Source organism: Serratia sp. HRI (assembly GCF_010119335.3).
Lineage (GTDB): Bacteria > Pseudomonadota > Gammaproteobacteria > Enterobacterales > Enterobacteriaceae > Serratia > Serratia nevei.
Window position 1 is genome coordinate 4,982,613 of record NZ_CP083690.1, and the last position, 25,617, is coordinate 5,008,229.

Annotated in this window: 22 protein-coding genes and 1 pseudogene; 20 read left to right on the forward strand and 3 right to left on the reverse strand. The window is 63.7% G+C overall.

The window, feature by feature from the left end:
• The first annotated feature begins 149 nt into the window (after positions 1 to 149).
• From GF111_RS23815 to GF111_RS23880, 14 genes and pseudogenes are all read left to right on the forward strand, one after another.
• Positions 150 to 3,911 (forward strand): nitrate reductase subunit alpha, encoded by a 3,762-nt coding sequence (locus GF111_RS23815; protein ID WP_060433279.1) that lies wholly within the window; start codon positions 150 to 152, stop codon positions 3,909 to 3,911.
• Positions 3,908 to 5,452 carry a nitrate reductase subunit beta gene (gene narH / locus GF111_RS23820; protein ID WP_047730502.1) on the forward strand — a complete coding sequence of 515 codons (1,545 nt, stop codon included), beginning with the start codon at positions 3,908 to 3,910 and terminating at the stop codon, positions 5,450 to 5,452. Before GF111_RS23815 ends, narH begins: the two co-directional genes overlap by 4 nt.
• Entirely contained in the window at positions 5,449 to 6,171 is a 723-nt protein-coding gene (narJ, locus tag GF111_RS23825; RefSeq protein ID WP_038876990.1) for a nitrate reductase molybdenum cofactor assembly chaperone, read from the forward strand. The genes narH and narJ overlap by 4 nt, the downstream gene beginning before the upstream one ends.
• 2 nt (positions 6,172 to 6,173) lie before the next feature.
• Entirely contained in the window at positions 6,174 to 6,851 is a 678-nt protein-coding gene (narI, locus tag GF111_RS23830) for a respiratory nitrate reductase subunit gamma (protein WP_019452883.1), read from the forward strand.
• Positions 6,852 to 7,124: 273 nt separating this feature from the next.
• On the forward strand, positions 7,125 to 8,132 hold the full coding sequence (locus GF111_RS23835) for a 3-oxoacyl-[acyl-carrier-protein] synthase III C-terminal domain-containing protein (protein WP_147191133.1): 1,008 nt from the start codon (positions 7,125 to 7,127) through the stop codon (positions 8,130 to 8,132).
• Complete coding sequence (locus GF111_RS23840) at positions 8,129 to 9,145, forward strand: NAD(P)-dependent oxidoreductase (protein WP_224217769.1); 1,017 nt, start codon at positions 8,129 to 8,131, stop codon at positions 9,143 to 9,145. The genes GF111_RS23835 and GF111_RS23840 overlap by 4 nt, the downstream gene beginning before the upstream one ends.
• Positions 9,138 to 9,944, forward strand: a complete 807-nt coding sequence (locus tag GF111_RS23845; RefSeq protein WP_038876996.1) for an MBL fold metallo-hydrolase — start codon at positions 9,138 to 9,140, stop codon at positions 9,942 to 9,944. Before GF111_RS23840 ends, GF111_RS23845 begins: the two co-directional genes overlap by 8 nt.
• On the forward strand, positions 9,941 to 11,227 hold the full coding sequence (locus GF111_RS23850; RefSeq protein ID WP_047730504.1) for a F390 synthetase-related protein: 1,287 nt from the start codon (positions 9,941 to 9,943) through the stop codon (positions 11,225 to 11,227). Before GF111_RS23845 ends, GF111_RS23850 begins: the two co-directional genes overlap by 4 nt.
• Entirely contained in the window at positions 11,224 to 11,841 is a 618-nt protein-coding gene (locus GF111_RS23855) for a phosphatase PAP2 family protein (RefSeq protein WP_147191137.1), read from the forward strand. The genes GF111_RS23850 and GF111_RS23855 overlap by 4 nt, the downstream gene beginning before the upstream one ends.
• Positions 11,838 to 12,971, forward strand: a complete 1,134-nt coding sequence (locus tag GF111_RS23860) for a sterol desaturase family protein (protein ID WP_168653947.1) — start codon at positions 11,838 to 11,840, stop codon at positions 12,969 to 12,971. Before GF111_RS23855 ends, GF111_RS23860 begins: the two co-directional genes overlap by 4 nt.
• The gene (locus tag GF111_RS23865) at positions 12,964 to 14,046 is read left to right on the forward strand and encodes an acyl-CoA desaturase (protein ID WP_055316814.1); all 1,083 of its coding nucleotides are present in this window, start codon (positions 12,964 to 12,966) and stop codon (positions 14,044 to 14,046) included. Before GF111_RS23860 ends, GF111_RS23865 begins: the two co-directional genes overlap by 8 nt.
• Positions 14,043 to 15,128 carry an acyl-CoA desaturase gene (locus GF111_RS23870; RefSeq protein ID WP_147191141.1) on the forward strand — a complete coding sequence of 362 codons (1,086 nt, stop codon included), beginning with the start codon at positions 14,043 to 14,045 and terminating at the stop codon, positions 15,126 to 15,128. Before GF111_RS23865 ends, GF111_RS23870 begins: the two co-directional genes overlap by 4 nt.
• A gap of 106 nt (positions 15,129 to 15,234) precedes the next feature.
• Positions 15,235 to 15,459 carry a hypothetical protein gene (locus GF111_RS23875; RefSeq protein WP_025303190.1) on the forward strand — a complete coding sequence of 75 codons (225 nt, stop codon included), beginning with the start codon at positions 15,235 to 15,237 and terminating at the stop codon, positions 15,457 to 15,459.
• Positions 15,456 to 15,721 (forward strand): annotated as a pseudogene (locus GF111_RS23880) (hypothetical protein). The gene GF111_RS23875 and the pseudogene GF111_RS23880 overlap by 4 nt, the downstream one beginning before the upstream one ends.
• Before the next feature lie 9 nt (positions 15,722 to 15,730).
• Here GF111_RS23880 and GF111_RS23885 read toward each other — a convergent pair.
• Genes GF111_RS23885 through GF111_RS23895 form a run of 3 tightly spaced genes read right to left on the reverse strand, consistent with a single transcriptional unit; the run spans position 15,731 to position 18,308 of the window.
• Positions 15,731 to 15,883 (reverse strand): DUF2474 domain-containing protein, encoded by a 153-nt coding sequence (locus tag GF111_RS23885; RefSeq protein WP_071605360.1) that lies wholly within the window; start codon positions 15,881 to 15,883, stop codon positions 15,731 to 15,733.
• Positions 15,884 to 15,897: 14 nt separating this feature from the next.
• Positions 15,898 to 16,905 (reverse strand): cytochrome d ubiquinol oxidase subunit II, encoded by a 1,008-nt coding sequence (gene cydB / locus GF111_RS23890; RefSeq protein ID WP_038877014.1) that lies wholly within the window; start codon positions 16,903 to 16,905, stop codon positions 15,898 to 15,900.
• A gap of 2 nt (positions 16,906 to 16,907) precedes the next feature.
• On the reverse strand, positions 16,908 to 18,308 hold the full coding sequence (locus GF111_RS23895) for a cytochrome ubiquinol oxidase subunit I (RefSeq protein WP_004934615.1): 1,401 nt from the start codon (positions 18,306 to 18,308) through the stop codon (positions 16,908 to 16,910).
• 144 nt (positions 18,309 to 18,452) lie between these two features.
• Between GF111_RS23895 and GF111_RS23900 the strand changes: the two genes are divergently transcribed.
• The 6 genes from GF111_RS23900 to GF111_RS23925 all read left to right on the forward strand — a co-directional run bounded on the left by GF111_RS23900 (position 18,453) and on the right by GF111_RS23925 (position 25,615).
• Positions 18,453 to 19,871 carry a PLP-dependent aminotransferase family protein gene (locus tag GF111_RS23900; protein ID WP_060433417.1) on the forward strand — a complete coding sequence of 473 codons (1,419 nt, stop codon included), beginning with the start codon at positions 18,453 to 18,455 and terminating at the stop codon, positions 19,869 to 19,871.
• A 187-nt stretch (positions 19,872 to 20,058) separates the two neighbouring features.
• A complete protein-coding gene (locus GF111_RS23905; RefSeq protein ID WP_147191566.1) occupies positions 20,059 to 21,714 on the forward strand; it encodes an ABC transporter substrate-binding protein in 1,656 nt (551 codons plus the stop codon).
• Between the two features lie 48 nt (positions 21,715 to 21,762).
• The gene (locus GF111_RS23910; protein WP_048234726.1) at positions 21,763 to 22,719 is read left to right on the forward strand and encodes an ABC transporter permease; all 957 of its coding nucleotides are present in this window, start codon (positions 21,763 to 21,765) and stop codon (positions 22,717 to 22,719) included.
• Between the two features lie 4 nt (positions 22,720 to 22,723).
• The gene (opp4C, locus tag GF111_RS23915; RefSeq protein ID WP_048234330.1) at positions 22,724 to 23,674 is read left to right on the forward strand and encodes an oligopeptide ABC transporter permease; all 951 of its coding nucleotides are present in this window, start codon (positions 22,724 to 22,726) and stop codon (positions 23,672 to 23,674) included.
• On the forward strand, positions 23,671 to 24,657 hold the full coding sequence (locus GF111_RS23920) for an ABC transporter ATP-binding protein (RefSeq protein WP_047730511.1): 987 nt from the start codon (positions 23,671 to 23,673) through the stop codon (positions 24,655 to 24,657). The genes opp4C and GF111_RS23920 overlap by 4 nt, the downstream gene beginning before the upstream one ends.
• The gene (locus tag GF111_RS23925) at positions 24,647 to 25,615 is read left to right on the forward strand and encodes an ABC transporter ATP-binding protein (protein WP_047730512.1); all 969 of its coding nucleotides are present in this window, start codon (positions 24,647 to 24,649) and stop codon (positions 25,613 to 25,615) included. Before GF111_RS23920 ends, GF111_RS23925 begins: the two co-directional genes overlap by 11 nt.
• Positions 25,616 to 25,617: the final 2 nt, after the last annotated feature.

Genomic DNA, 25,617 nt, shown 5'->3' on the forward strand with positions numbered 1-25,617 from the left:
ATACTTTGGTGGTATTTCTCACCCGATACGCGCGTCGCCTCCCGCTTTCTCTTGATCGCAATCAATTTGCCGTCGGTTGGCCGTCAGTAGGCTGGCGGCAGATTGAGCATGTCTTCTTATAACGACAAGAGCCTTCAGGAGCATTCCGGATGAGCAAATTTTTAGACCGTTTCCGCTATTTCAAGCAGTTGGCGGAGCCTTTTTCTGGCGATCACGGCCAGACCTTGAACACCAACCGCGACTGGGAAGACGGCTATCGCAGCCGTTGGCAGCACGACAAAGTGGTGCGTTCCACCCACGGCGTGAACTGTACCGGTTCCTGCAGTTGGAAGATCTACGTGAAGAATGGCCTGGTGACCTGGGAAACTCAGCAAACCGACTACCCGCGCACCCGGCCCGATCTGCCCAACCATGAACCGCGCGGCTGCCCGCGCGGCGCCAGCTACTCCTGGTACCTGTACAGCGCCAACCGGCTGAAATACCCGCTGATGCGCAAGCGTCTGCTCAAGCTGTGGCGCGAGGCGAAAGCGCAGCACAGCGATCCGGTCGCGGCCTGGGGCTCTATCGTCGGCGATGCGGAAAAAGCCAAAAGCTACAAGGTGGCGCGCGGCCGCGGCGGCTTCGTCCGCTCCAGCTGGCAGGAGGTCAATGAACTGATCGCCGCCGCCAACGTCTATACCGCCAAAACCTTCGGCCCGGACCGTATCATCGGCTTCTCGCCGATCCCGGCGATGTCGATGGTGTCCTACGCCGCCGGCGCCCGCTACCTGTCGCTGATCGGCGGTGCCTGCCTGAGCTTCTACGACTGGTATTGCGATCTGCCGCCGGCCTCGCCGATGACCTGGGGCGAGCAGACCGACGTGCCGGAATCCGCCGACTGGTACAACTCCTCCTACATTATCGCCTGGGGCTCCAACGTGCCGCAGACGCGCACCCCGGACGCCCACTTCTTTACCGAAGTGCGTTACAAGGGCACCAAAACCGTGGCGGTGACGCCGGACTATGCCGAAGTCGCCAAGCTGTGCGACCACTGGCTGAATCCGAAGCAGGGCACCGACAGCGCGATGGCGCTGGCGATGGGCCACGTGATGCTGAAAGAGTTCCATCTCGATCGCGAAGTCGGCTACTTCCGCGACTACGTGCGCCGCTATACCGATATGCCGATGCTGGTGCTGCTGGAAGCGCGTGAAGGCGGCCATTACGCCGCCGGCCGCCTGCTGCGCGCCGCCGATCTGGTGGACGGGCTGGGCCAGGAAAACAACCCCGAGTGGAAAACCGTCGCTATCGACAGCCGCAGCGGCGATCTGGTGGCGCCGCAGGGCTCCATCGGCTTCCGCTGGGGCGAGAAGGGCAAGTGGAACCTGGAACAGCGCGAGGGCAAGTCGCAACAGGAAGTCGAGCTGCAGCTCAGCCTGTTGGGCATGCATGACGACGTTGCCGAGGTGGGCTTCCCGTACTTCGGCGGCGCCGACAGCGAGCATTTCAACAGCGTGGCGCTGGACGAGATCCTGCTGCACAAGCTGCCGGTGAAACGCCTGCAGCTGGCGGACGGCAGCGAAGCGCTGGTGACCAGCGTGTACGACCTGCAGCTTGCCAACTACGGCCTCGAGCGCGGGCTGGGCGACGCCAACTGCGCCGCCGACTATGACGAGGTCAAGGCCTACAGCCCGGCCTGGGCCGAGCAGATCACCGGCGTGTCGCGTCACAACATCATTCGCATTGCCCGCGAGTTCGCGGAAAACGCCGAGAAGACCCACGGCCGTTCGATGATCATCGTCGGCGCCGGCGTCAACCACTGGTACCACATGGACATGACCTACCGCGGCCTGATCAATATGCTGATCTTCTGCGGTTGCGTCGGCCAGAGCGGCGGCGGCTGGGCGCACTACGTCGGCCAGGAAAAACTGCGGCCGCAAACCGGCTGGCTGCCGCTGGCGTTCGGCCTCGACTGGCAGCGCCCGCCGCGCCACATGAACAGCACCTCGTTCTTCTACAACCATTCCAGCCAATGGCGCTATGAAACCGTCGGCACCGACGAGCTGCTGTCGCCGCTGGCGGACAAGTCGCGCTTCGGTGGCAGCCTGATCGACTTCAACGTGCGCGCCGAGCGCATGGGCTGGCTGCCTTCGGCGCCGCAGCTGGGCACCAACCCGCTGCGCCTGGCGGAGCAGGCCCGCGCGGCCGGTCAGTCGCCGGTCGAGTTCACCGTCGACAGCCTGAAGAACGGCACGCTGGGCTTCGCCGCCGAGCAGCCGGACAATCCGCAGAACTTCCCGCGCAACCTGTTCGTCTGGCGCTCCAACCTGCTGGGCTCCTCCGGCAAGGGCCATGAGTACATGCTCAAATACCTGTTGGGCACCGAAAACGGCATTCAGGGGAAAGATCTCGGCCAGCAGGGCGGCGTGATGCCGCAGGAAGTGGAATGGCGCGAGCAGGGCGGCGAAGGCAAGCTGGATCTGGTGGTAACGCTCGATTTCCGCATGTCGAGTACCTGCCTGTACTCCGACGTGGTGCTGCCGACCGCCACCTGGTACGAAAAAGACGACATGAACACCTCCGACATGCACCCGTTCATCCATCCGCTGTCGGCGGCGGTCGATCCGGCCTGGGATTCGAAGAGCGACTGGGAGATCTACAAGGGCATCGCCAAGGCCTTCTCCGAGGTGTGCGTCGGCCATCTGGGCCAGGAAACCGACGTGGTGACCCTGCCTATCCAGCACGATTCCGCCGCCGAACTGGCGCAGCCTTACGGCGTGCAGGACTGGAAGAAAGGCGAGTGCGATCTGATCCCGGGCAAAACTGCGCCGCACATCATCGCGGTGGAACGCGATTACCCAGCCACCTACGAGCGCTTCACCTCGCTGGGGCCGCTGCTGGACAAACTGGGCAACGGCGGCAAGGGCATCAGCTGGAACACCCAAACCGAGGTCGACTTCCTCAAGCAGCTTAACTACGTCAAGGCCGACGGCCCGGCGGCGGGGCGGCCGAAGATTGAGAGCGCAATAGACGCGGCGGAAGTGATCCTGTCGCTGGCGCCGGAAACCAACGGCCAGGTGGCGGTAAAAGCCTGGGAGGCCCTGAGCAATGTCACCGGCCGCGATCACCGGCATCTGGCGCTGAACAAGGAAGACGAGAAAATTCGCTTCCGCGACATTCAGGCACAGCCGCGCAAAATCATCTCCAGCCCGACCTGGTCCGGTCTGGAAGACGAACACGTTTCCTACAACGCCTGTTACACCAACGTGCACGAGCTGATCCCGTGGCGCACTATCAGCGGTCGTCAACAGCTGTATCAGGACCACGAGTGGATGCGCGCCTTCGGTGAAAGCCTGCTGGTATACCGGCCGCCGATCGACACCCGCGCCGCGCAGCCGCTGCTCAACAGCAAGCCGAACGGCAACAAGGAGAAGGCGCTGAACTTCCTGACGCCGCACCAGAAGTGGGGCATTCACTCCACCTACAGCGACAACCTGTTGATGCTGACGCTGTCGCGCGGCGGCCCGATCGTCTGGCTGAGCGAAGACGACGCCAAAGATCTGGGCATCGCGGACAACGACTGGATCGAGGCCTTCAACGCCAACGGCGCGCTGACGGCGCGCGCGGTGGTCAGCCAGCGTATCCCGGCCGGCATGACCATGATGTACCACGCGCAGGAGCGCATCGTGAACCTGCCGGGCTCGGAGATCACCAGCCAGCGTGGCGGCATCCACAACTCGGTGACCCGCGCCTGTCCGAAGCCGACCCACATGATCGGCGGCTATGCGCAGCTGGCCTACGGCTTCAACTACTACGGCACCGTCGGCTCCAACCGCGACGAGTTCGTGGTGGTGCGCAAGATGAACCGCATTGATTGGTTGGACGACGAAGGCAACGACTACGCGCAGGGCAGTCAGCAGGAGAACAGTAAATGAAAATTCGTTCGCAAGTCGGCATGGTGCTGAATCTGGACAAGTGCATCGGTTGCCACACCTGTTCGGTCACCTGCAAAAACGTCTGGACCAGCCGTGAAGGTATGGAATACGCCTGGTTCAATAACGTGGAAAGCAAGCCCGGCGTCGGGTATCCGCACGCCTGGGAAGATCAGGAAAAATGGAAGGGCGGCTGGATACGTAAAATCAACGGCAAGCTGGAGCCGCGCATGGGCAACCGCGTCGGCGTGCTGGCGAAAATCTTCGCCAACCCGGACGTGCCGGCGCTGGATGACTACTACGAGCCGTTCGATTACGACTACCAGCATCTGCATACCGCCAAACAGGGCAAGCACCAGCCGGTGGCCCGCCCGCGCTCGCTGATCACCGGCCGGCGCATGAACAAGATCGAAAGCGGCCCGAACTGGGAGGAGATCCTCGGCGGGGAATTCGAAAAACGCTCGCAGGACAAGAATTTCGACAACCTGCAGAAGGCGATGTACGGCCAGTTCGAAAACACCTTCATGATGTACCTGCCGCGCCTGTGCGAACACTGCCTCAACCCGGCCTGCGTCGCCACCTGCCCGAGCGGGGCGATCTACAAGCGCGGCGAAGACGGCATTGTGCTGATCGACCAGGACAAGTGCCGCGGCTGGCGCATGTGCCTGACCGGCTGTCCGTACAAGAAAATCTACTTCAACTGGAAGAGCGGCAAGTCCGAGAAGTGCATCTTCTGCTACCCGCGCATCGAAGCCGGGCAGCCGACGGTGTGTTCGGAGACCTGCGTCGGCCGCATTCGCTACCTCGGCGTGCTGCTGTACGATGCCGACCGCATCGAGCAGGCGGCGGCGGTGGAGAACGACAAGGATCTGTACCAGAGCCAGCTCGATATCTTCCTCGATCCGCATGATCCGAAGGTGATTGCTCAGGCGCTGGCGGACGGCGTGCCGCAGGGCGTCATTGAAGCTGCCCAGCAGTCGCCGGTGTACAAAATGGCGATGGACTGGAAGCTGGCGCTGCCGCTGCACCCGGAATACCGCACGCTGCCGATGGTGTGGTACGTGCCGCCGTTGTCGCCGATTCAGTCCGCCGCCGACGCCGGCGAGCTGGCGCACAGCGGCGTGCTGCCGGACGTCGAGAGCCTGCGCATTCCGGTGCAGTATCTGGCGAACCTGCTGACCGCCGGCGATACCGAACCGGTGCTGCTGGCGCTGAAGCGCATGCTGGCGATGCGCCACTACAAGCGGGCGGAAACCGTCGACGGCGTGGTGGACACCAGCGCGTTGGAACAGGTTGGCCTGAGCGAAGCTCAGGCGCAGGAGATGTACCGCTACCTGGCGATCGCCAACTATGAAGATCGCTTCGTGGTGCCGTCGAGCCACCGCGAGCTGGCGCGTGAAGCCTTCCCGGAAAGCAAAGGCTGCGGTTTCAGCTTCGGCGACGGCTGCCACGGCAGCGACGGCAAGTTCAACCTGTTCAACAGCCGCCGTATCGACGCCATCGACGTGACCGCGAAAACCGCACGGCCGGAGGACGCCTCATGATCAGCCTGAAAGTGATCGCCCGCCTGCTGGATTACCCGGAGCAGGTCCTGTTTGACCATCAGCAGGCGCTCATCGAAGCGCTGGAGCCGGCCAGCGAGCTGGATCTGCACCACAGCGCGCAGCTGATTCTGTTTATCCGCCGCCTGTGCGCCCGCCCGCTACTGGACGTGCAGGCCGACTATTGCGAGCTGTTCGATCGCGGCCGCGCCACCTCACTGCTGCTGTTTGAGCACGTGCACGGCGAGTCGCGCGATCGCGGCCAGGCGATGGTTGACCTGATGGCGCAGTACCGCGCCGCCGGGCTGGAGATCGACAGCCGCGAACTGCCGGATTTCCTGCCGCTGTATCTGGAGTATCTGGCCAGCCGCAGCGCGGCGCAGGCGCGGGAAGGGCTGCAGGACATCGCGCCGATCCTGGCGCTGCTGGGCGCGCGCCTGCAACAGCGCGAAAGCCCGTATGCGGTGCTGTTCGATCTGCTGCTGGCGTTGTCCGGCAGCGAGGTGCAGGCACAGGCGCTGGAGCCTCAGGTGGCGCAAGAGGCGCGCGACGATACGCCGCAGGCGTTGGATGCGGTGTGGGAAGAGGAGCAGGTCAAGTTTCTCGGCGAACAGGGCTGCGCCTCCGCCCAGCAGACGGCGCACCAGCGGCGCTTCGCCGGCGCGGTGGCACCACAGTATCTGGACCTGACGGATGCGTTAACCGGAACCAAAGGACGCTAATCATGCAATTTTTGAATCAGTTCTTCTTCGATATCTACCCTTATCTGGCCGGCGCGGTATTCCTGATCGGCAGCTGGTTGCGTTACGACTACGGGCAGTACAGCTGGCGCGCCGGCTCCAGCCAGATGCTGGATAAAAAGGGCATGCGGCTGGCGTCCAACCTGTTTCACATCGGCATTATCGGCATCTTCGCGGGCCACTTCCTCGGCATGCTGACGCCGCACTGGATGTATGAGGCCTTCCTGCCGATCGACGTGAAGCAGAAGCTGGCGATGATCGCCGGCGGCGCCTGCGGCCTGATGACGCTGATCGGCGGCGCGCTGTTGCTGAAGCGCCGGTTGACCAATCCGCGGGTGCGCGCCACCAGCAGCTTCGCCGACATCATGATCCTGACGTTGCTGGTGGTGCAGGTGTGCCTCGGTCTGCTGACCATTCCGTTCTCCGCCCAGCATATGGACGGCAGCGAAATGATGAAGCTGGTGGCCTGGGCGCAGGCGGTGGTGACCTTCCACGCCGGCGCCTCTGCGCACCTGGAAGGCGTGGCGCTGATCTTCAAGCTACACATGGTGCTGGGCATGACGCTGTTCGTGCTGTTCCCGTTCTGCCGCCTGGTGCATATCTGGAGTGCGCCGGTAGAGTATCTGACCCGTCGTTACCAGCTGGTGCGCAACCGCCGCTGAGCCTGACCCCGCCGCCGCCGATTGCCAGCGGCGGCGCTATTCCGATAATTCCCCTGCCGTCTGCCCATTCTCGCCGCCTTGCCGTAAACTGAATATCTCAGTAATGTTACGCTTATGCTTCCGCCGACGGACGTCGGCCCGCGCCAGCTGATAACAAGAGATACCGCCTTGATGAAAGGCCTTTTGGGACATAAAAACCGGGGATGATCCGCATGGCCTTTGCGCCGTGCGGGAGAATCGCTTTATGGATAGTCAGGTTAATCAATAACAATAATGACCACACAATTACGCTCACCCGAGCTGCTGCCTCTGAAAATCATCGCCACCGGGGCCGCGTTGCCGCCTAACCGCGTGGCGTCCTCTGCGCTCGACGCTCGGCTGGGGAAACCGGCCGGCTACGTTGAAAAACGCTCGGGCATCGTTTACCGCTATCATGCCGCCGACGATGCCAGCCAGGCCGAACTCGCCGCTGCCGCGCTGCAAGATGCGCTGGCTCGCCACGCCATGCCGGCGGACTCGATCGATCTGCTGATCTCCGCCTCGGCGATTTCGGTGCAGGCGCTGCCGTGCACCGCCGCGCACATTCTCAAGGTGGCGGGGCTGGCGCCGGGCACGCCGGGCTTCGACATCAACAGCAGCTGCGTCAGCTTTATCTCTGCGCTGCAGGTGGCGGCGGGGCTGCTGAACGCCGGGACGTATCGGCGTATCGCCATCGTCTCGGCGGATCTCGCTTCGCGCGGCATCGACTGGCAGCACGAAGAGTCGTCGCTGATCTTTGGCGACGGCGCCGCCTGCGCCATCGTGGAGCGCGGTGACGGCACAGGCGGTATCCTCGCCAGCCTGGTGGAAACCTATCCCGCCGGCAGCGAACTGTGCGAGATCCGCGCCGGCGGCACGCGCCGTAACCCGCGCGCCGGCATGTGCGAGCAAGACTTCCTGTTTCATATGCAGGGCAAGCCGCTGTTCCGTCAGGCGTCGGCGCTGATTGAGGGCTACCTCGACCGGCTGCTGAGCGCCAGCGGCTTGACCCTGGGGCAGATCGCCACCGTGGTGCCGCACCAGGCCAGCCATTTGTCGCTCGAACATATGCGCAAACGGCTGCACGTCTCCAGCGAGGCGCTGGTGGACATCTACCGCCATCACGGCAACCAGGTGGCGGCCTCTATCCCGACCGCGCTGCATGCCGCCGTGACCACCGGGCGCTTCAACCCCGGGCAGCCGGTGATGCTGATCGGCACCGCCGCCGGGCTGGCGCTGGCCGGCATGGTGTTGCTGCCATGAGGGTGCTGGTGAGCGGGGCGACCAGCGGGCTGGGGCGCAACGCGGCGGAGTGGTTGCTGGAGGCCGGGCATCAGGTGCGCGCCACCGGCCGCGATGAGCTGGCCGGCGAAGCGTTGCGTCAACTGGGCGCCGAATTTTACTCGCTCGATCTGGCGCAGGCCACGCTGCAGCAGTGCCGGGAGCTGGTGACCGACTGCGAGTGGGTGTGGCACTGTGCGGCCAAGTCTTCGCCCTGGGGCAGCAAAGCGGAATTTCACCGCATCAACGCCGCAGCGACGGACAAGCTGGCGGAGGCGGCCGGGCGCTGCGGCGTGCGGCGCTTCGTGCATATCTCCACGCCGGCAATCTACTTCGATTTTCAGCCGCATTACGATCTTGATGAGGGTTATCGCGCCCGGCGCTTCGCCAACCACTATGCCGCCAGCAAGCACGCCGCCGAGCAGCGGCTGTTGGCGCAGGCGAAGATCTACCCGCAAACCACCTATATTATTCTGCGGCCGCGCGGCCTGTTTGGCCCGCACGATCGGGTGATCGTGCCGCGGCTGTTGCAACAGCTCGAACGCGATCGCGGCGTGCTGCGCTTGCCCGGCGGCGGGCAGGCGTTGCTGGATCTGACCTTTGCTCCGAACGTGGTGCACGCCATGGAGCTGGCCAGCCGGCAACGCGGATTGCCGTCCGGCGCCGTGTACAACATCACCAACCACCAACCGCAGCGGCTGGCGGAGATGCTGGATGCGCTGCTGCGCCAGGAGCTGGGGCTGCGTTACCGGCTGCAGGCCGTGCCGTATCCACTGTTGCAGGCGCTGGCCGGCGGCATGGAGCTGTGGGCAAGCCTGAGCGGCAAGGAACCGCTGCTGACGCGCTACAGCGTGGCGGCGGTGCATTTTGACATGACCCTGAGCCAGACCCGCGCGATCGAAGAGCTGGGCTATCGGCCGCGTTACTCAATGGAGGAGGGGATCCGCCTGACCGGCGAGTGGCTGCGGCAGCAAGGAGGCATACAGCATGGCTAAGGTCACCGTATTTGAAGTGGGCTATTGCACGCATATCGGCTGCATGGCGCTGCGCGGCGCCGGGTTCCGGGTGTGTAAATTCCCGGCACGCGCCTATCTGCTGGAGGTGGGGCAGCGCCGCTGGCTGTGGGATACCGGCTACGCGCATTATTTTCAGCAGCACACGCAGTCGGGGGTATTCAGCCTTTACCGCCGCATGACGCCGGTCTATTTCGATCCCGCCGAGTCGTTGGCGCATCAGCTGCGCGAAGCCGGCTACGCCGAAGGCGACATCCAGGCGCTGATCGTCTCGCACTTTCACGCGGATCACATCGCCGGGCTGCAGGATTTCAGCCACCTCGATTTTATTTGCTCCGGCGAAGGCTGGCAGCAAACCCGCGGGCTGCGCGGTTTCGCGGCGCTCAAGCGCGCCTTTATTCCCGGCCTGATCCCGGCGGATTTCGAGAGTCGTCTGCAGTTTATGGAGGCTTTTCCCTCGGTGGCGTTGCCCGCGCTGCTGGCGCCGTTCGATCGCGGTTACGCGCTGCCGGGCAGCGAAGGGCAGATTGTCCTGGTGCCGCTGCCGGGGCATGCGGCCGGCCATATCGGCGCCTTTATCCTCACCGACGCCGGCTGGACGCTGTTGGCCAGCGACGCCGCCTGGTCGCCGCAGAGCTACCAGACGCTGCGCGGGCCTTCGCGCCTGGCCAATCTGGTGATGGACGACGCGGTGGCGTACACCCGCACGCTGGAACGGCTTAACCAACTGTGGGCGGGCGGCCAGGTCAACATTTTGCTGTGCCACGAGGGGGACCTGTGATCCCCTTCATGACCCTGTGGCACTATTTCCGCGCCCGGCGCCTGCGCTTTGGCGATCGTGCGGCGCTGGAGGCGCATCAGGCCCGGCAGCTCGCGGGCTTTGCCCGCCGGGTGCTGAGCAAGAGCCCCTATTTTCAGCGCTTCAACCGCCGGCCGTTCGCCGAATGGCCGCAGATGGACAAGGCGCTGATGATGGCGCAGTTTGACCGGATGAATACCGCCGGGCTGAGCCGGGAGGCGGTGCTGGCCTGCGCGCAGCGCAGCGAGGCGGATCGCGATTTCACGCCGAAGATCGGGCGCTACAGCGTCGGGTTGTCGTCCGGCACCTCCGGGCAGCGCGGCGTGTTTGTCGTCAGCCCGCGCGAACAGCAGGTGTGGGCCGGTGGCATGCTGGCGAAGATGCTGCCGGACGGGCTGTTGGCCGGCGAGCGCGTCGCCCTGTTTCTGCGGGCGGACAATAATCTCTATCACAGCGTAAACAACCGTTGGCTGAGCCTGGCGTTTTACGATCTGCTGGCGCCGTTCAGCGAGCATCTGCCCGCACTGGAACGGCAGGCGCCCAGCATCATCGTGGCCCCGGCGCAGGTGCTGCGCGCCCTGGCGCTGGCGGTGCTGGCCGGGCAGGTGAAGCTGCCGGTCAAAAAAGCGATCTCGGTCGCCGAGGTGTTGGAAGAGCAGGATCGCCGTCTGCTGATGCAGGTGTTCCCGGCGGTCGGCGAAGTGTATCAGGCCACCGAGGGGTTCCTTGCCGCCAGCTGCGCGCACGGCACGCTGCATCTGAACGAAGAGTTTTTGCATATCGAACCGCAGTGGATCGACGAGCAGCGTTTTACGCCGCTGATCACTGATTTCACCCGCAGCACGCAGCCGATCGTGCGTTATCGGCTGGACGATGTGCTGGTGCTGCGCAAGGAACCCTGCCCGTGCGGGCAGCCGACGCGGGCGATTGCGCGTATCGAAGGGCGGCGCGACGATCAGCTGATGTTACCCGATGCGCAGCGGCAACCGCAGGCGGTGTTCGCCGATGCCTGCAGCCGGACGATCGCCAATGCGTTGCCGCTGACCAGCGATTACCGCCTTATCCAGCGCGGCGAGCATCGGCTGGAGCTGATCGCCGATTGCAGCCCGGCGGCGTTGGCGCACTGCCAGGCGCAGCTGATCGCGCTGTTCGCTCGCCAGGGCATCGCCACCGATCGGCTCGAATGGCGGTTGACGGCGCAGGCGGTTTTGCCGCAGTTCGATCGCAAGCGGCGGCGTATCGTGCGCCAGGCGGAGGAAGCATGAAGAATACGCTGTTCAGGCTAGGGCACATGTTGATCGGCTGGGGGACGGTCGGGGTCGTGTATAGCCTGACCGATCGCCTGCAGGGGGCGGGAACTTTGCTGCCGCTGTCGGCGCTTGACCGGGCGATCCCGTTTAACCCGGCGGCCATTTGGCTCTATCTTTCGTTCTTCCTCATCGTCCCCGCGGGCTATTTGCTGGCGCCGCTGCAGCGAATCAAATGGCTGACGCTGGCGATGCAGCTGACGGCGCTCGGCGCCGGGGCAGTTTACCTGCTGTGGCCGACCACCATGGCCTACCCGCAGAACGAGGGCGTAGGGATCAGCGCGCAGCTGCTGGCGGCGTTAACGCAGGTGGATTCGCCGCAAAACTGCCTGCCGTCGTTGCACATGGCGCTGACGGTGCTGGCGGTGTGGGCGCTGAGCGACGGCGAGCGCAAAGTGCGGACGGCGCTGTGGATGCTGTGGGGCGTGGCGATCGCGTTCTCCATCCTGCAGCTGCGCCGCCATTTGTTTGTCGATCTGGCCGGTGGTGCGCTGCTGGCGCTGTTCGCCGGCTGGCTGGCCCTGCGCATAAAGGCCCTGCGCCGGCGCGTGGTTAAAGGAGAAGTGGGATGAGCGATCTGGCGTTGCCGATAGTGTTCATGCTGTTCATCGTGGTGGCCGAGGCGGTGGTGCTGCAGTGGGGGCGCCGTGAGCCGGTCAACTGGCACGATCTGGTGTTCAATCTGAACTCCGGCCATATCATGCTGTGGCTGTTCCGCGGGCTGGAGATCACCTGCTACGGCTACGTGGCCGCGCATTTCAGCCTGGGGCTGCTGGATGCTTGGCCGCCGCTGCTGATGTGGCTGTTCGCCCTGCTGGCGTGGGACTTCGGTTTCTACTGGCTGCATCGCCTGCACCACCGCTTCCGCGTGCTGTGGGCGGTACACGTGGTGCACCACCAGGGGGAGCACTTCAACCTGTCGCTGGGGGTGCGCAACTCCTGGTATTCGTCGTTGACGTCGATCCCGTTCTTTTTGCTGCTGGCGCTGGCGGGCGTGCCGCTGTCGGTGTTCGTCGCGGTGTCGATTTTTCACTACAGCATTCAGCTGTTTAACCACAATGCGCTGACGCCGAAGCTGGGCGTGCTGGAAAAAATCCTGGTCACGCCGGCACACCACCGGGTGCATCACGTCAAGGACATGGCGTATTCCAATAAGAACTTCGGCGGCAGCTTTATCTTTTGGGACAAGCTGTTCGGCTCGTTCTGCCCGGCGCTACCGACCACGCCGTTCAGCTACGGCGTCAGCGGCGATCGGCCGTCCGCGAACCCATTCTGGGCGAGCAATCTGCCGTTCCTGCGCTATTTCCGTCTGGCCTGGCGCCCGGCACCGGGCCGGCCGCGCGACCGCCGTTCGGCGCTCAGCGTCTTCAGCGGCGCCATGCTGTTGTTCTCGCTGGTGGTCGGTTACGTCTACCAATACGGTTATGGTTACGGCGACATCAGCTGGCCGCAAATGGCGCTGCTGGTGCTGCTGGCGTTGGGCTCGGTGGCGCTGGGCGGCATGACGGAAGGGCGGCCGTGGGCGAGTGCCGTCTGGCTGCTGATCGCGCTGGGCATGCCGCTGCTGTTTATCGGTTATCTTGGCTGGCCGCAGCGCTATTGGCATATCGCCATGGCCGCCGTGGCGCTGCATGCCCTGTGCGTGGCGCTGGGCTGGGGGCGAGTGGCCGCACCGGCCGCCGTGGAGGAACCGCATGGCTGAATCATTACCGCCGCTGCGTTTCCCCACCGATGGCGAGCAGGCGTTTCACCGCGATCTCAAGCGCGCGGCACACGCCTGCCTGGGGGGCGATCATCGCTATGCCGATACAGCGCGGCTGGCCAAGGCCGCGCTGTTGCTGGCGCTGTGCGTCGGGTTTTATGCCCTGAGCCTGATGCAGCATCAGCCCTGGGCGTTTTTCCTCTGCTATTTCCTGTTCGTGGCCATGGGCATGCTGCTCAACGTCAACGTCAATCACGATGCTTCGCATAACGCCTTCTTGCGCGCGCCCTGGGCCAATCGCCTGGTGGGGCGGTTGGTGACGCTGCCGCTGGGCGTCGATCCGGACTATTGGCGCACGCGGCACGTGGATTACCACCACGTTTACGCCAACGTCGAACACTACGATCTGGACACCGAAGAGAACGGCTTTTTCCGCCAGACGCCGTTCCAGCGCTGGCGGCCGCATATGCGCTATCAGCATCTGTACTGGCCGCTGATCGCCGCGCTCTCGCTACCCTACATCGCGTGGATTTTCGATTGGTCCGATCGGCTCGATAAAACGCCGCTGCGGGAAAAACGCGTGCTGGCGGGGCGCGGCGGTTGGGCGCTGTTCGTGCTGTGCAAATTGCTCCATGTGGCGCTGGTGCTGGTGGTGCCGCTGATCCTGTGCCACCTGCACGGCATCGGTTGGGGCTGGGTGCTGTTGGCTTACGCGCTCAGCCAGATGTTTGCCTCGCTGCTGGTGGTGTTCCTGCTGCTGGGCACCCACTGGGCGCAGGCCGAGTTTTACCCGGCGCCGGCGGGCGACAGCATGCCGCACGGTTGGTACCGGCACAATTTCGCCACCGCCTGCGATTGGCAGCCTGAGCCGCGCTGGCTGGAGCACCTGACCGGCGGGCTGAACTATCACCTGACCCACCACCTGTTTCCCGGCTGGAATCACCGCCACTATCCGGCGCTGGCCGCCGCGGTGGCGGAAGTGGCGCAGCGGCACGGCATGGTGTATCGCTGCATCGGCTATCGCGAATTGCTGGCGCAGCAACAGCGCTTCTTGCGCCTTATGGGGCAGCCATGAAACCGCTGCGCCCGTTAGCCTATCGGCGCGACGACAGTGGGCTACATCGCGCGCTGATGCAGGCCGCCCAGCATTATCTGGCGGCCAACGGCGATCACCGCTTCGCCGACGGCGGCATGCTGGTGAAGGTGGCGCTGTTGTTGACGCTGTGCGGCCTGTGTTACGGGTTGAGCCTGCAGCAGCAAAACGGCTGGGCGTTTTTCGCCTGTTATTTCGGCTTTATCTTTATCGGCATGTTCCTGACGGTGAACGTGGTGCACGACGCCTCGCATAACGCGTTTTTCCGTCGGCCCTGGGCCAACCGCTGGCTGAACGCCCTGGTGAGCGTCCCACTGGGGCTGGATCCCGACTGCTGGCGCGTGCGCCACGTGCTGTTTCACCATGCCCATAACAATATCGAACATTACGACCCCGACATCGACGCCAACGGCGTGCTGCGGCAAACGCCGTTCCAGCGCTGGCGGCCCTTTATGCGCGCCCAGCGTTACTATTGGCCGCTGGTGGCGGCGCTGACGTTCCCGTACTACATCTGGCTGTTCGACTGGCTGGACCGGGCGGGCCGCACCCGCGTGGCGGCGCGCATGACGCAGCAGGGCGTGCGCGGCTGGTGCGGATTTCTGGCGGGCAAGGCGGCGCACCTGCTGCTGGCGCTGGCGATCCCGTGCTGGCTGCTGCCGCCGGCCATCGGCATCGGGCAAATTCTGCTGGTCTATTTGCTGAGCCAGATGCTTTCTTCATTGCTGTTCGTGATGTTGATCATCGGCACCCACTGGGCCAAAGCCAATTTTTATCAGGCGCCGGCGCAGGGTGCGATGCCGCACGGCTGGTATCACCATGTGTTCGCCACTACCTTCGACTGGCTGACCCGGCCGCGCTGGCTGGGATACTGGCTCGGCGGGGCGAACCTGCATTTGACGCATCATCTGTTCCCGCACTGGAGCCACCGCCATTACCCGGCGCTGAGCCGCATCATCGGCGAGGTGGCGCCGCGTTTCGGCATCGACTACCGCCTGCTGGAGCTGGAGGAGCTGTTGCGCCTGCAGCAGCGCTTCCTCAGCGCGATGGGGCGCAAACCGCATTAGCGTTGCATGTGGATCGTGCGAGGCGTTACGCAGTTCACTAATTGAACGATATTTGCCCTTCCAGTAGACTTTCCCCCTGTGAATCAATGGCCACAGGAGGTGGACTATGCGCAGCTTGCCGATTCGGTTATCGAACAAAATTGATGATGATCTGAACGATATTGCCCGGCGTCACGGGATGGAAAAAACTGAGGTAATCAAAATGGCGTTTGCATTGATTACCCTTGCCGATAAGTACTGGATGAAACAGGATGGTACTTCTCTTGGCATTGTACGGGAGAAGGGTGAACAGCTTGAAGCGGTGGGGCGGGTCGTGGAGATCTTCCCATGAACATCGAAAGCCGTAATTTGCACGATGAGGCCAGCCAGGTTTATCTGGAGCAGGTCTTGGTCTTCGACGAAATGGAGCGGCTGCGCCTGGCGCGCCAGGTGCTGTGCGGGATATTCGCGGTTAGCGTGGGCGTATTCGCCGCCCACGGTATTGGGAGAAAAACGAAGCACTGAGGCAAGCGTTCGAACTGGTGAAGATCGGCGCCTTGCCGCTGGTCACGCTGGTGGTATCCTTCTACTTTCCCAACAGCGCGGCCCGATAAGGCGCCGCGTCAATGCGACTTCATGCCCGCCGCGGTCATCAGCAGGCGGAACAGCGAGGCGACCACGAACAGCCCCAGCACGCTGGCGCTCCAGATGATCACCAGCCAACCGATGCGTTTCCACCAGGGCGCCGGCGCGGCGGTTGCCGTTTTATCTTGCATAGCGTCCTCCCTTCTCAGTGATAGCCGTGTTCATGGCTGATCTTGCCGCGGAACACGTAGTAGCTCCAGAAGGTGTAGACCAGAATGATAGGGATGATGAACAGCGCGCCCACCAGCATAAAGCCGAGGCTCTGCGGCGGGGCGGCGGCGTCCCACAGGCTGATGGCCGGCGGGATCAGGTGCGGCCAGATGCTGATGCCAAGCCCGCTCAGGCCGAGAAACACCAGCAGCAGCGTCAGTATGAACGGCGAGTAGTGCGCGCCGCGTTTCACCCCGCGTTGAATCCCCCAGGCGCTGAGCAGCACCAGCACCGGCACCGGCAGCAGCCAGAACAGGTTCGGCAGCGTAAACCAGCGGGCGGCGATTTCCGGATGCGCGATCGGCGTCCAAATACTGACCGCGGCCAGCACCAGCAACAGGATCGCCAGCAGCGGTGTCGCCAGGTGATACATGCGCGCCTGCAGGTCACCGGCGGTTTTCATCACCAGCCAGGTACAGCCGAGCAGGGCGTAGGTCACTACCAGCCCCAGCCCGCAGAACAGCGCAAACGGCGTCAGCCAGTCCAGCGCGCCGCCGGCGTAGGTGCGGCCTTCGACCGGGAAGCCGTTGATCACGGCGCCTACCACCACACCCTGGCTGAAGGTGGCGAAGACAGAGCCCCAGATGAACGCCTTATCCCAGATGTGGCGTTTCTCCGGCTTCGCCTTGAAGCGAAACTCGAAGGCCACGCCGCGGAAAATCAGCCCGATCAGCATCAGCGTCAGCGGGATGGCCAGCGCGTCGAGGATCACCGAGTAGGCCAGCGGGAAGGCGCCGAACAGCGCCGCACCGCCCAGTACCAGCCAGGTTTCATTGCCGTCCCACACCGGGGCGACGGTGTTCATCATCAGATCGCGGTCGCCGCTCTCTTTCACCCACGGAAACAGGATGCCGATGCCCAAGTCAAAACCGTCCATCACCACGTACATCATGGTGCTGAACACGATGATCACAAACCAAATCAGCGGAAGATCGATACCCATGTTCAGCTCCTGTCGTCCAGAGTGTCGTTGACCGCGGACAGCGGACGTGCCGGGCGGCCCTCGGTATTGTCTTCTTGGTGTTCATGCGGCTGCGGCCCTTTGCGGATCAGGCGCATCATGTAGGAATACCCCACGCCGAACACCGAGCAGTAGACAATAATGAACGCCAGCAGGCTGATGCTCATGTGCAGGTCGCCGTGCGCGGAGACCGCGTCCTTGGTGCGCAGCAGGCCGTATACCACCCATGGCTGGCGGCCGATCTCGGTGGTGAACCAGCCCGCCAGCAGCGCCAGCAATCCGGAAGGCCCCATCCACAGGATGAAGTATAGGAACGGACGCGACTGATACAGCCCGCCGCGCCAGCGCAGCCACAGGCTCCACACCCCGGCGAGTATCATCAGCATGCCCAGTCCGACCATGATGCGGAACGACCAGAACACCACGGTGGAGTTGGGGCGATCTTCCGGCGGGAAGGATTTGAGCGCCGGTACCTGTTCGGTCAGGCTGTGGGTCAGGATCAGGCTGCCGAGGTACGGCACCTCCAGCTTGAAGCGGGTCTCTTCGCGCTGCATGTCCGGCCAACCGACCAGGATCAGCGGCGTGGCTTCGCCCGGCGGGTTTTCCCAGTGGCCTTCAATGGCGGCGATCTTCGCCGGCTGGTGTTTCAGCGTATTCAGTCCGTGCGCATCGCCGATCAGCGCCTGCACCGGCGCGACGATCAGCGCCATCCACATCGCCATCGACAGCATCTTGCGCATCGCCGGGGTGTCGCGGCCGCGCAGCAGGTGCCAGGCGGCGGAGGCGCCGACGAAGAACGCCGAGGAGAGGAAGGCTGCGGTGGACATGTGCAGCAGGCGGTACGGGAAGGACGGGTTGAAGATCACCTTCAGCCAGTCGACCGGCACCACCTGGCCGTTGATGATTTCATGCCCCTGCGGCGTCTGCATCCAGCTGTTGGAAGCCAGGATCCAGAAGGTGGAGATCAGCGTGCCGAGCGCCACCATGCAGGTGGCGAAGAAGTGCAGCCCCGGGCCGACGCGGTTCCAGCCGAACAGCATCACGCCGAGGAAACCGGCTTCGAGGAAGAAGGCGGTCAGCACTTCATAGGTCAGCAGCGGCCCGGTAATGCTGCCGGCGAACTCGGAGAAGAAGCTCCAGTTGGTGCCGAACTGATAGGCCATCACCAGCCCGGACACCACGCCCATGCCGAAGTTAACGGCGAAAATCTTTGACCAGAAATGGTAAAGCTCGCGATAGGCTTCATTGTGCGTTTTCAACCATAACCCTTCCAGCACCGCCAGATAGCTGGCTAAACCGATGGTGATGGCGGGAAAGATGATATGGAAAGACACGGTGAAGGCGAACTGTATTCTGGCGAGTTCCAGTGCATCAAGACCCAGCATGGCGCCTCCTAGGGTTGAACATAAATTAGCCTCTTGAGTATAGCTGTCATTTTTATGTGAAATACTTGGCGTTAAGTTAAGCACGGAGTACAGTGACTATAATAGTGACAGTTATTTTACTTTTTCATATAACAGTTAATGGTTATGACCCGATACGAGCAGCTTGCGCAGCAGATTAGAGAACAGATCCAAAACCGGGTGTGGCGGGCGGGTGACAAGTTGCCTTCGCTGCGCGAGAGCGGCAAACGCGCCGGATTAAGCCTGATGACGGTGGTGCAGTCTTACCAACTGCTGGAGAGCCAGGGATGGATCGTCGCCCGGCCGCAGTCGGGCTACTACGTGGCGGCGCGCCCGCAGCCGCTGCCCCAGCCTTCGCGCGGCGAGAAGCTGTTGCTGAGCGAGCAGGTGGACATCAACGCCTTTATTTTCGACGTGCTGCAGGCCTGCAAGGATCCGGATATCGTGCCTTTCGGTTCGGCCTTTCCCGACGCCACGCTGTTCGCCCAGCCGAAGTTGGCGCGGGCGCTGAGCAGCGTAGCGCGCAAGTTCACGCCGCACAGTTCGCTGGCCAACCTGCCGCCGGGCAACGACGCGTTGCGGCGGCACATCGCCCAACGCTATGCGCTGAGCGGCATGCAGGTCGCGCCGGACGAAATCGTCATCACCGCCGGGGCGATGGAGTCGCTCAGCCTCAGCCTGCAGGCGGTGACCCAACCGGGCGACTATGTGGCGATCGAATCGCCGGCGTTTTACGGCGCGCTGCAGGCGCTGGAACGGCTGCGGTTAAAGGCGGTGGCGATCGCCACGCATCCGCAGGACGGTATCGATCTGGACGCGCTGCAGCAGGCGGTGGAACAGTATCCGATCAAAGCCTGCTGGCTGATGACCCACTTCCAGAACCCGCAGGGCGCCACCCTGCCGGAGGCCCACAAACAGCGTCTGGTGACGCTGCTGCGCGACCGGCAGATTTCGCTGATTGAAGATGACGTTTACGGTGAGCTGTACTTCAGCGCGGAACGGCCGCTGCCGGCCAAAGCGCTCGACAGCGGCGGCCAGATCCTGCATTGCTCGTCGTTTTCCAAATGCCTGGCGCCGGGCTTTCGCGTCGGCTGGGTGGCGGCGGGGCGTTATGCGCAGCAGGTCCAGCGTTTGCAGCTGATGAGCACCGTTTCCACCAGCGTGCCGACCCAAATGGCGCTGGCGGATTATCTGCTGCACGGCGGCTACGATACCCATCTGCGGCGGCTGCGGCGCCTGCTGGCACAGCGCCAAAGCGCGATGCGTCAGGCGATCGCCCACCATTTCCCGCCGACGGTGAAGGTCAGCCAGCCCGACGGCGGGTACTTCCTGTGGCTGGAGCTGGATCCGGCGCTGTCGTCGATGGAACTGTACCGGCGGGCCCTTTCCCGGGGGATCAGCATCGCGCCGGGGCGCATGTTCACGACCGGTGACCATTTCAACCACTGCTTCCGTCTCAACGCCTCTTTTGAATGGAACGATCGGTTTGAAGAGGCGATCAAAACCTTAGCCAAACTTATCCGGGGGCTGGCGGCGGCAGGCTGAACCGCATTTTGCACGGCGCTTCGCCCCAGAAAAATTCATAATGCTTTTTTCGGCAATGGAATGCCGGTTTCGTTGTTAGACAGCCCTCCAGCCGCCCATTACTCTGCGATAAATTTTGTCACATTTTTATCAACGGGAAGACGAGGGGCTGTGGGTGAGTGGAATAAAAAATAGGCTAAACAAACTGTTGCGCTATCGGCTGACGCCGCTGGCGTTGGTCTGCGCGCTGGGGCTGAGCGCCGGCGCGCAGGCGGAAACGCTGGCCGAAGGCATCACGCCGGCCAGCGACACCGCTCGGGTACCGGCCGCCGCCAAGCTGCGTAAAGACACCGTGGTGGCGGGCATCTCGGAGCCGCAGGGGATTTTCAACCCGTATCTGTTCACCAACGGCTGGGACGAGAACGTGACCGACGTGATCTTCAGCCGCCTGATCGGCCTGGACAGCCGGGGCAAACCGGAAGGGCGCCTGGCGCAGTCCTGGCAGGTCAGCCCCGATAATCTGACCTACACCATCAAGCTGCGGCCGAATCTGGTCTACAGCGACGGCTCGCCGCTGAAGGCCGACGATATCGCCTTTACCCTGACGCTGTTGCACGACCCGGCCTATGACGGCGACACCGATATCACGCCGGCGCACATCCAGGGTGGCGCCGAGTATAAAAACGGCACCGCCGCCGACATCAGCGGCCTGAAGGTGATCGACGATCGCACCATTCAGATCGTCACCACCCAACCGGGCGCGACTACGCTGCAACTGATCGGCGGCCCGGTGCTGTCGCGGGCTTACTACGGCAAAGACTATCAGCGCGGCAAGCTCGACGGCGTGCGCGCCTTCAACGGCAAGCCGCTCGGCAACGGCCCCTATATTTACGACAAGTACGTGCCGGGGCAGGAGATCCGCTTCCACGCCAACCCGAACTTCTACCTCGGTGCGCCGCCGATGGCGCGCTTTATCTACCGCGTCACCAACCCGGCCACCAACTTCCAGCTGTTCCAGACCGGTGAGACCGACTACGACGCCTTTACCGCCAAGCCGGACGATATCGAACAGCTCAAGCTGCTCGGCTTCGCCAATATCAACCTCTACAGCTCAAGCGATTACAGCCGCATCGACTTCAATCTCAAGCGCCCGGCGCTGCAGGACAAGCGGGTGCGTCAGGCGCTGATCTACGGCCTGGATCGGCAAAAACTGATCGCCGTGGTGTACCAGGGTTACGGCAAGGTCGCCAACCAGCCGATCTCGCCGATCTCCTGGGCCTATGACGCGAACGGCATCAATCCCTACGCTTACGATCTCGATAAGGCCGGGAAACTATTGGACGAGGCCGGTTGGCGAGTGGGCGCGGACGGCATTCGGCAAAAAGACGGTAAAAAGCTGGAGCTGACGCTGCTGGTGACCAAAAAGCTGATCAACGATGCGCTGGTGCCGATCGCCAAGGACAACTACCGCCGGCTCGGCGTGGTGCTGAAACCGCAGGTATTGGATTTCAACGCGCTGCTGGCGCAGCGCAAGGCGGGCAACTATGACCTGGCGTCCCTCAGCACCAGTACGCTGAACGATCCGCACGACGGCGTGCGCGATTTCATCAGCCGCGAGAGCGAGACCGGTTATCACAACCCGCAGGTGGATGCGCTGATCGCCAGGGCCAACGCCACGCTGGATATTGCGCAGCGCAAGCCGCTGTACCATCAGCTGTATCAGGCGTTGGCGGACGATCCGCCGGTGATCCTGCTCGGCAACCGCGAGATTTTGAGCGCCAGCAGCGCGCGCGTCACCGGCTTTAAACCGGATATCTACAACGGCTTGGTCGGCAGCCTGCCGAACGTCAAACCGGCGCCGTAACGCCCTGACGCCGCCGCGCCATTCCGGGCGGTGGCGATGGAATTCGCGATGAGAAATTTTATCCTGCGCCGTCTGTTGCAGACGATCCCGATGCTGCTGTTGGCTTCCTTGCTGATTTTTTGCATCTTCGCCCTGGCGCCCGGCGACTTTATCGACGGCAACATCAACCTGACCGCGCAACGCGCCGCCGAGCTGCGGGCGCTGTACGGGTTGGATCAGCCGTTGTTCAGCCGTTACCTGCACTGGCTCGGCCGGCTGCTGCAGGGCGATCTCGGTTTTTCGCTGCAGTATCAGATCCCGGTCAGCACGCTGCTGAACCAATACATCTGGAACTCGTTCCTGCTGGCGGCGGTGGCGATGGTGCTGTATTGGGGCATCGCGCTGGCGGTGGGGGTGATCTCGGCGATGAAACCCTATTCGCTGTTCGATCATCTGATCACCGTGGCGGTGTTCGCCGCCATGTCGTTTCCGACGTTCTTCCTGTGTCTGCTGCTGATCAAATGGTTCGCCGTCGATCTGCACTGGCTACCGGCGGGCGGCATGCTGCGCACCGGCAGCGAAGCGAGCGGGCTGGCCTGGGCACTGGAGGTGGCGGCGCACCTGCTGCTGCCGGTGCTGGCGCTGGTGATGCTGCAGGCCGGCAGCCTGACGCGCTATTTCCGCGCCAGCATGCTGGACGTGATCCGCATGGACTATATCCGCACCGCGCGCGCCAAGGGGCTCAGGGAGAAAACGGTGATCCTCAAACACGCGCTGCGCAATGCGCTGCTGCCGATCGTCACCCTGCTGGGGTTCGAGCTGCCGGGATTGTTCTCCGGCGCGCTGATCACCGAAAAAATCTTCAACTGGCCGGGCGCCGGGCATATCCATATCGATTCGCTGGCGGCGCGTGATTACCCGGTACTGATGGGATTCACGCTGTTTCTGGCGGCCCTGACCATTCTCGGCAATCTGCTGGCGGACATTCTGTACGCCTATGCCGATCCACGCATTCGCTTGAGGTAACGCTATGTTGGCTACGCTGTTTTTCGGCCGCCGCCGCCGCTGGCGTCAGGCGCAGCTGCCGGCGCTGGCGCAACTGTCGCCGCCGCCCGCCGCGCAGGCCTGGCGACGGTTGCGCCGCCACCGGCCGGCGATGATCTCGCTGGCGTTGCTGGTGCTGTTGGCGTTGTTGTGCCTGATTGGGCCGTCGTTGTCGCCGTGGCGCGACGACGCCGGCGACGTGCTGAATATCAATCAGGCGCCGAGCGGCGCGCACTGGTTGGGTACCGACTTTCTCGGCCGCGATATCTGCACTCGGCTGCTGCTGGCGGGGCGGATATCGCTGACCATCGGCCTGGTGTCGATGCTGCTGTCGGTGACGCTGGGCTATGTGCTGGGGGCGCTTGCCGGTTATCTGGGCGGCGTGGCGGACAGGCTGATCATGCGCTTCGCCGATCTGCTGATGACCATCCCCGGCCTGCCGCTGCTGATCATTATGGGGGCGATGCTGACCGAGCTCGACGTCTCGGCGGACTACCGCATCTACATGGTGATGATCATGCTGAGCCTGCTGGGCTGGCCGTCGCTGGCGCGGCTGGTGCGCGGCCAGATCCTGTCGCTGCGCGAGCGGGATTTCATGCTGGCCACCGAGGTGCTGGGGCTCTCCACCCGGCGGCGTCTGTTCGGCCATCTGCTGCCCAACACCGTACCGATTTTGGTAGTGGTGGCCACCATGGCGGTGGCCAACGCCATTCTCAGCGAATCGGCGTTGAGCTACCTCGGGCTGGGCGTGGTGCCGCCGACGCCATCGTGGGGCAACATGATGGATGCCGCCAACAGCCTGATCGACTTTCAGCGCCGCCCCTGGCTGTGGATGCCGCCGGGGCTGGCGATCTTCGTCACCGTGGTGGCGATCAATATCTTGGGCGACGGTCTGCGGGACGCGCTCGATCCGAAAATGAACGGGGTAACACGATGAGTCAACCGCTGGTGGCGTTCGATCGACTGTCGGTGTCGTTTCAGGGAGAGCAAGGGCCGGTGCGGGCGGTGCAGCAGGTCAGCCTTGAGCTGCAGGCCGGGCAAACGCTGGGGATCGTCGGCGAGTCGGGCTGCGGCAAAAGCGTGACCGCCATGGCGCTGATGGGGCTGTTGCCGCAGCCGCTGGCGCAGGTAGACGGCGGTGAAATTCGCTTTGAAGGGCAGAACCTGCTGTCGCTGCGGGCATCAAAGATGGCCGATCTGCGCGGCAACCGGCTGGCGATGATCTTTCAGGAGCCGATGAGCGCACTCAATCCGGTGTTGACCCTCGGCGAACAGCTGGTGGAGCCGCTGATTCGCCACCTGGCCCTGTCGCCGAAAGCGGCCTGGGGTCAGGCGGTGCAACGGCTGGCGGAAGTGGGATTGGCGCGCGCGGAGGCGCTGATGCGCTGCTACCCGCATCAACTGTCCGGTGGCATGCTGCAGCGCGTGATGATCGCCATGGCGATCGGATGCCGCCCGGCGCTGCTGATCGCCGATGAGCCGACCACGGCGCTCGACGTCACGGTACAGGCGCAGATCCTGGCGTTGCTGCGCGAGCAGAGCCGACGACACAACATGGCGATGATCTTGATCACCCACGATCTCGGGGTGATCGCCCAGATGGCGGACCGGCTGGCGGTGATGTACGCCGGGCGCGTCGTCGAGCAGGGCACGACCCGGGAAGTGTTGGCCGAGCCGCGGCATCCTTATACTCAGGGGCTGATCGCCTCGCGGCCGGTGCCGGGCCAGCGGCTCCGCCGTCTGTATTCCATTCCCGGCCAGGTGCCGGATCTGGCGCGCTTGCCAGAACACTGTGCGTTTGCCGAGCGCTGTGCGCAGGCCTCCGCTCGCTGCCGCGATGGCATCCCGCCGCTGTACGGCACGCCGCAGCGCCAGTCCGCCTGTTTCCTCAACGCTGGAGGGCGCCCGCATGTCGACTGAACCTCTGGTGGAAGTGAAAGGATTAAAGAAATACTTCCCGCTGCGCGACGGGCTGTTCGGGCGAACCAGCGGCCAGCTGAAGGCGGTGGACGACGTCAGCTTCAGCATTCGCAAGGGCCGCATTTTCGGGCTGGTGGGCGAGTCCGGCAGCGGCAAAACCACCGTTGGCCGCACGCTGCTTGGCCTGCACGACAAAACCGCCGGCGAGGTGATGTTCAAAGGGCAGGCGTTGGATAGCCTGAGCAAAGAGGCGTTGCGCGCCCTGCGGCCGAAAATGCAGCTGGTGTTTCAGGATCCGTACAGCTCGCTGAATCCGCGCCTGCGCGTGGGCGACGCCATCGGCGAAGCGCTGTTGCAGCACGGCCTGGCGAGCAAGGCGGAACTGCGCGAGCGGGTGCTCGATACCCTGTCGATCTGCGGACTGTCTCCACAGCATTACGGGCGGTTTCCGCATGAGTTTTCCGGTGGCCAGCGCCAGCGCATCGGCATCGCGCGCGCGCTGATCCTGCAGCCGGAGTTTATCGTCGCCGACGAACCGATATCGGCGCTCGACGTGTCGATTCAGGCGCAGATCATCAATCTGTTTTCCGATTTGCAAGAACGGCAGGGGGTGACGCTGCTGTTTATTTCGCACGATCTCGGCGTGGTGGAGCATCTGTGTCAGGACGTGGCGGTGATGTACCTGGGGCAGATTGTCGAGAGCGCCGACCGCGATGCGTTATTTCGCCGGCCGCTGCATCCCTACACGCAGGCCTTGCTGGCGGCGGTGCCGACGCTGGATGTACATCGCTTTCCGCCGCGGGCAGCAAGCGGCGAGCCGCCCAATCCCGCCAACCCGCCGCACGGCTGCCGTTTCCATCCGCGCTGCCCGCAGGCCACGGCGCAGTGCCGTGAACAGGCGCCGCGCCTGCGCAGCGTGGCGCCCGGTCATCAGGTGGCGTGCCACGTGGTCGGCTAGCG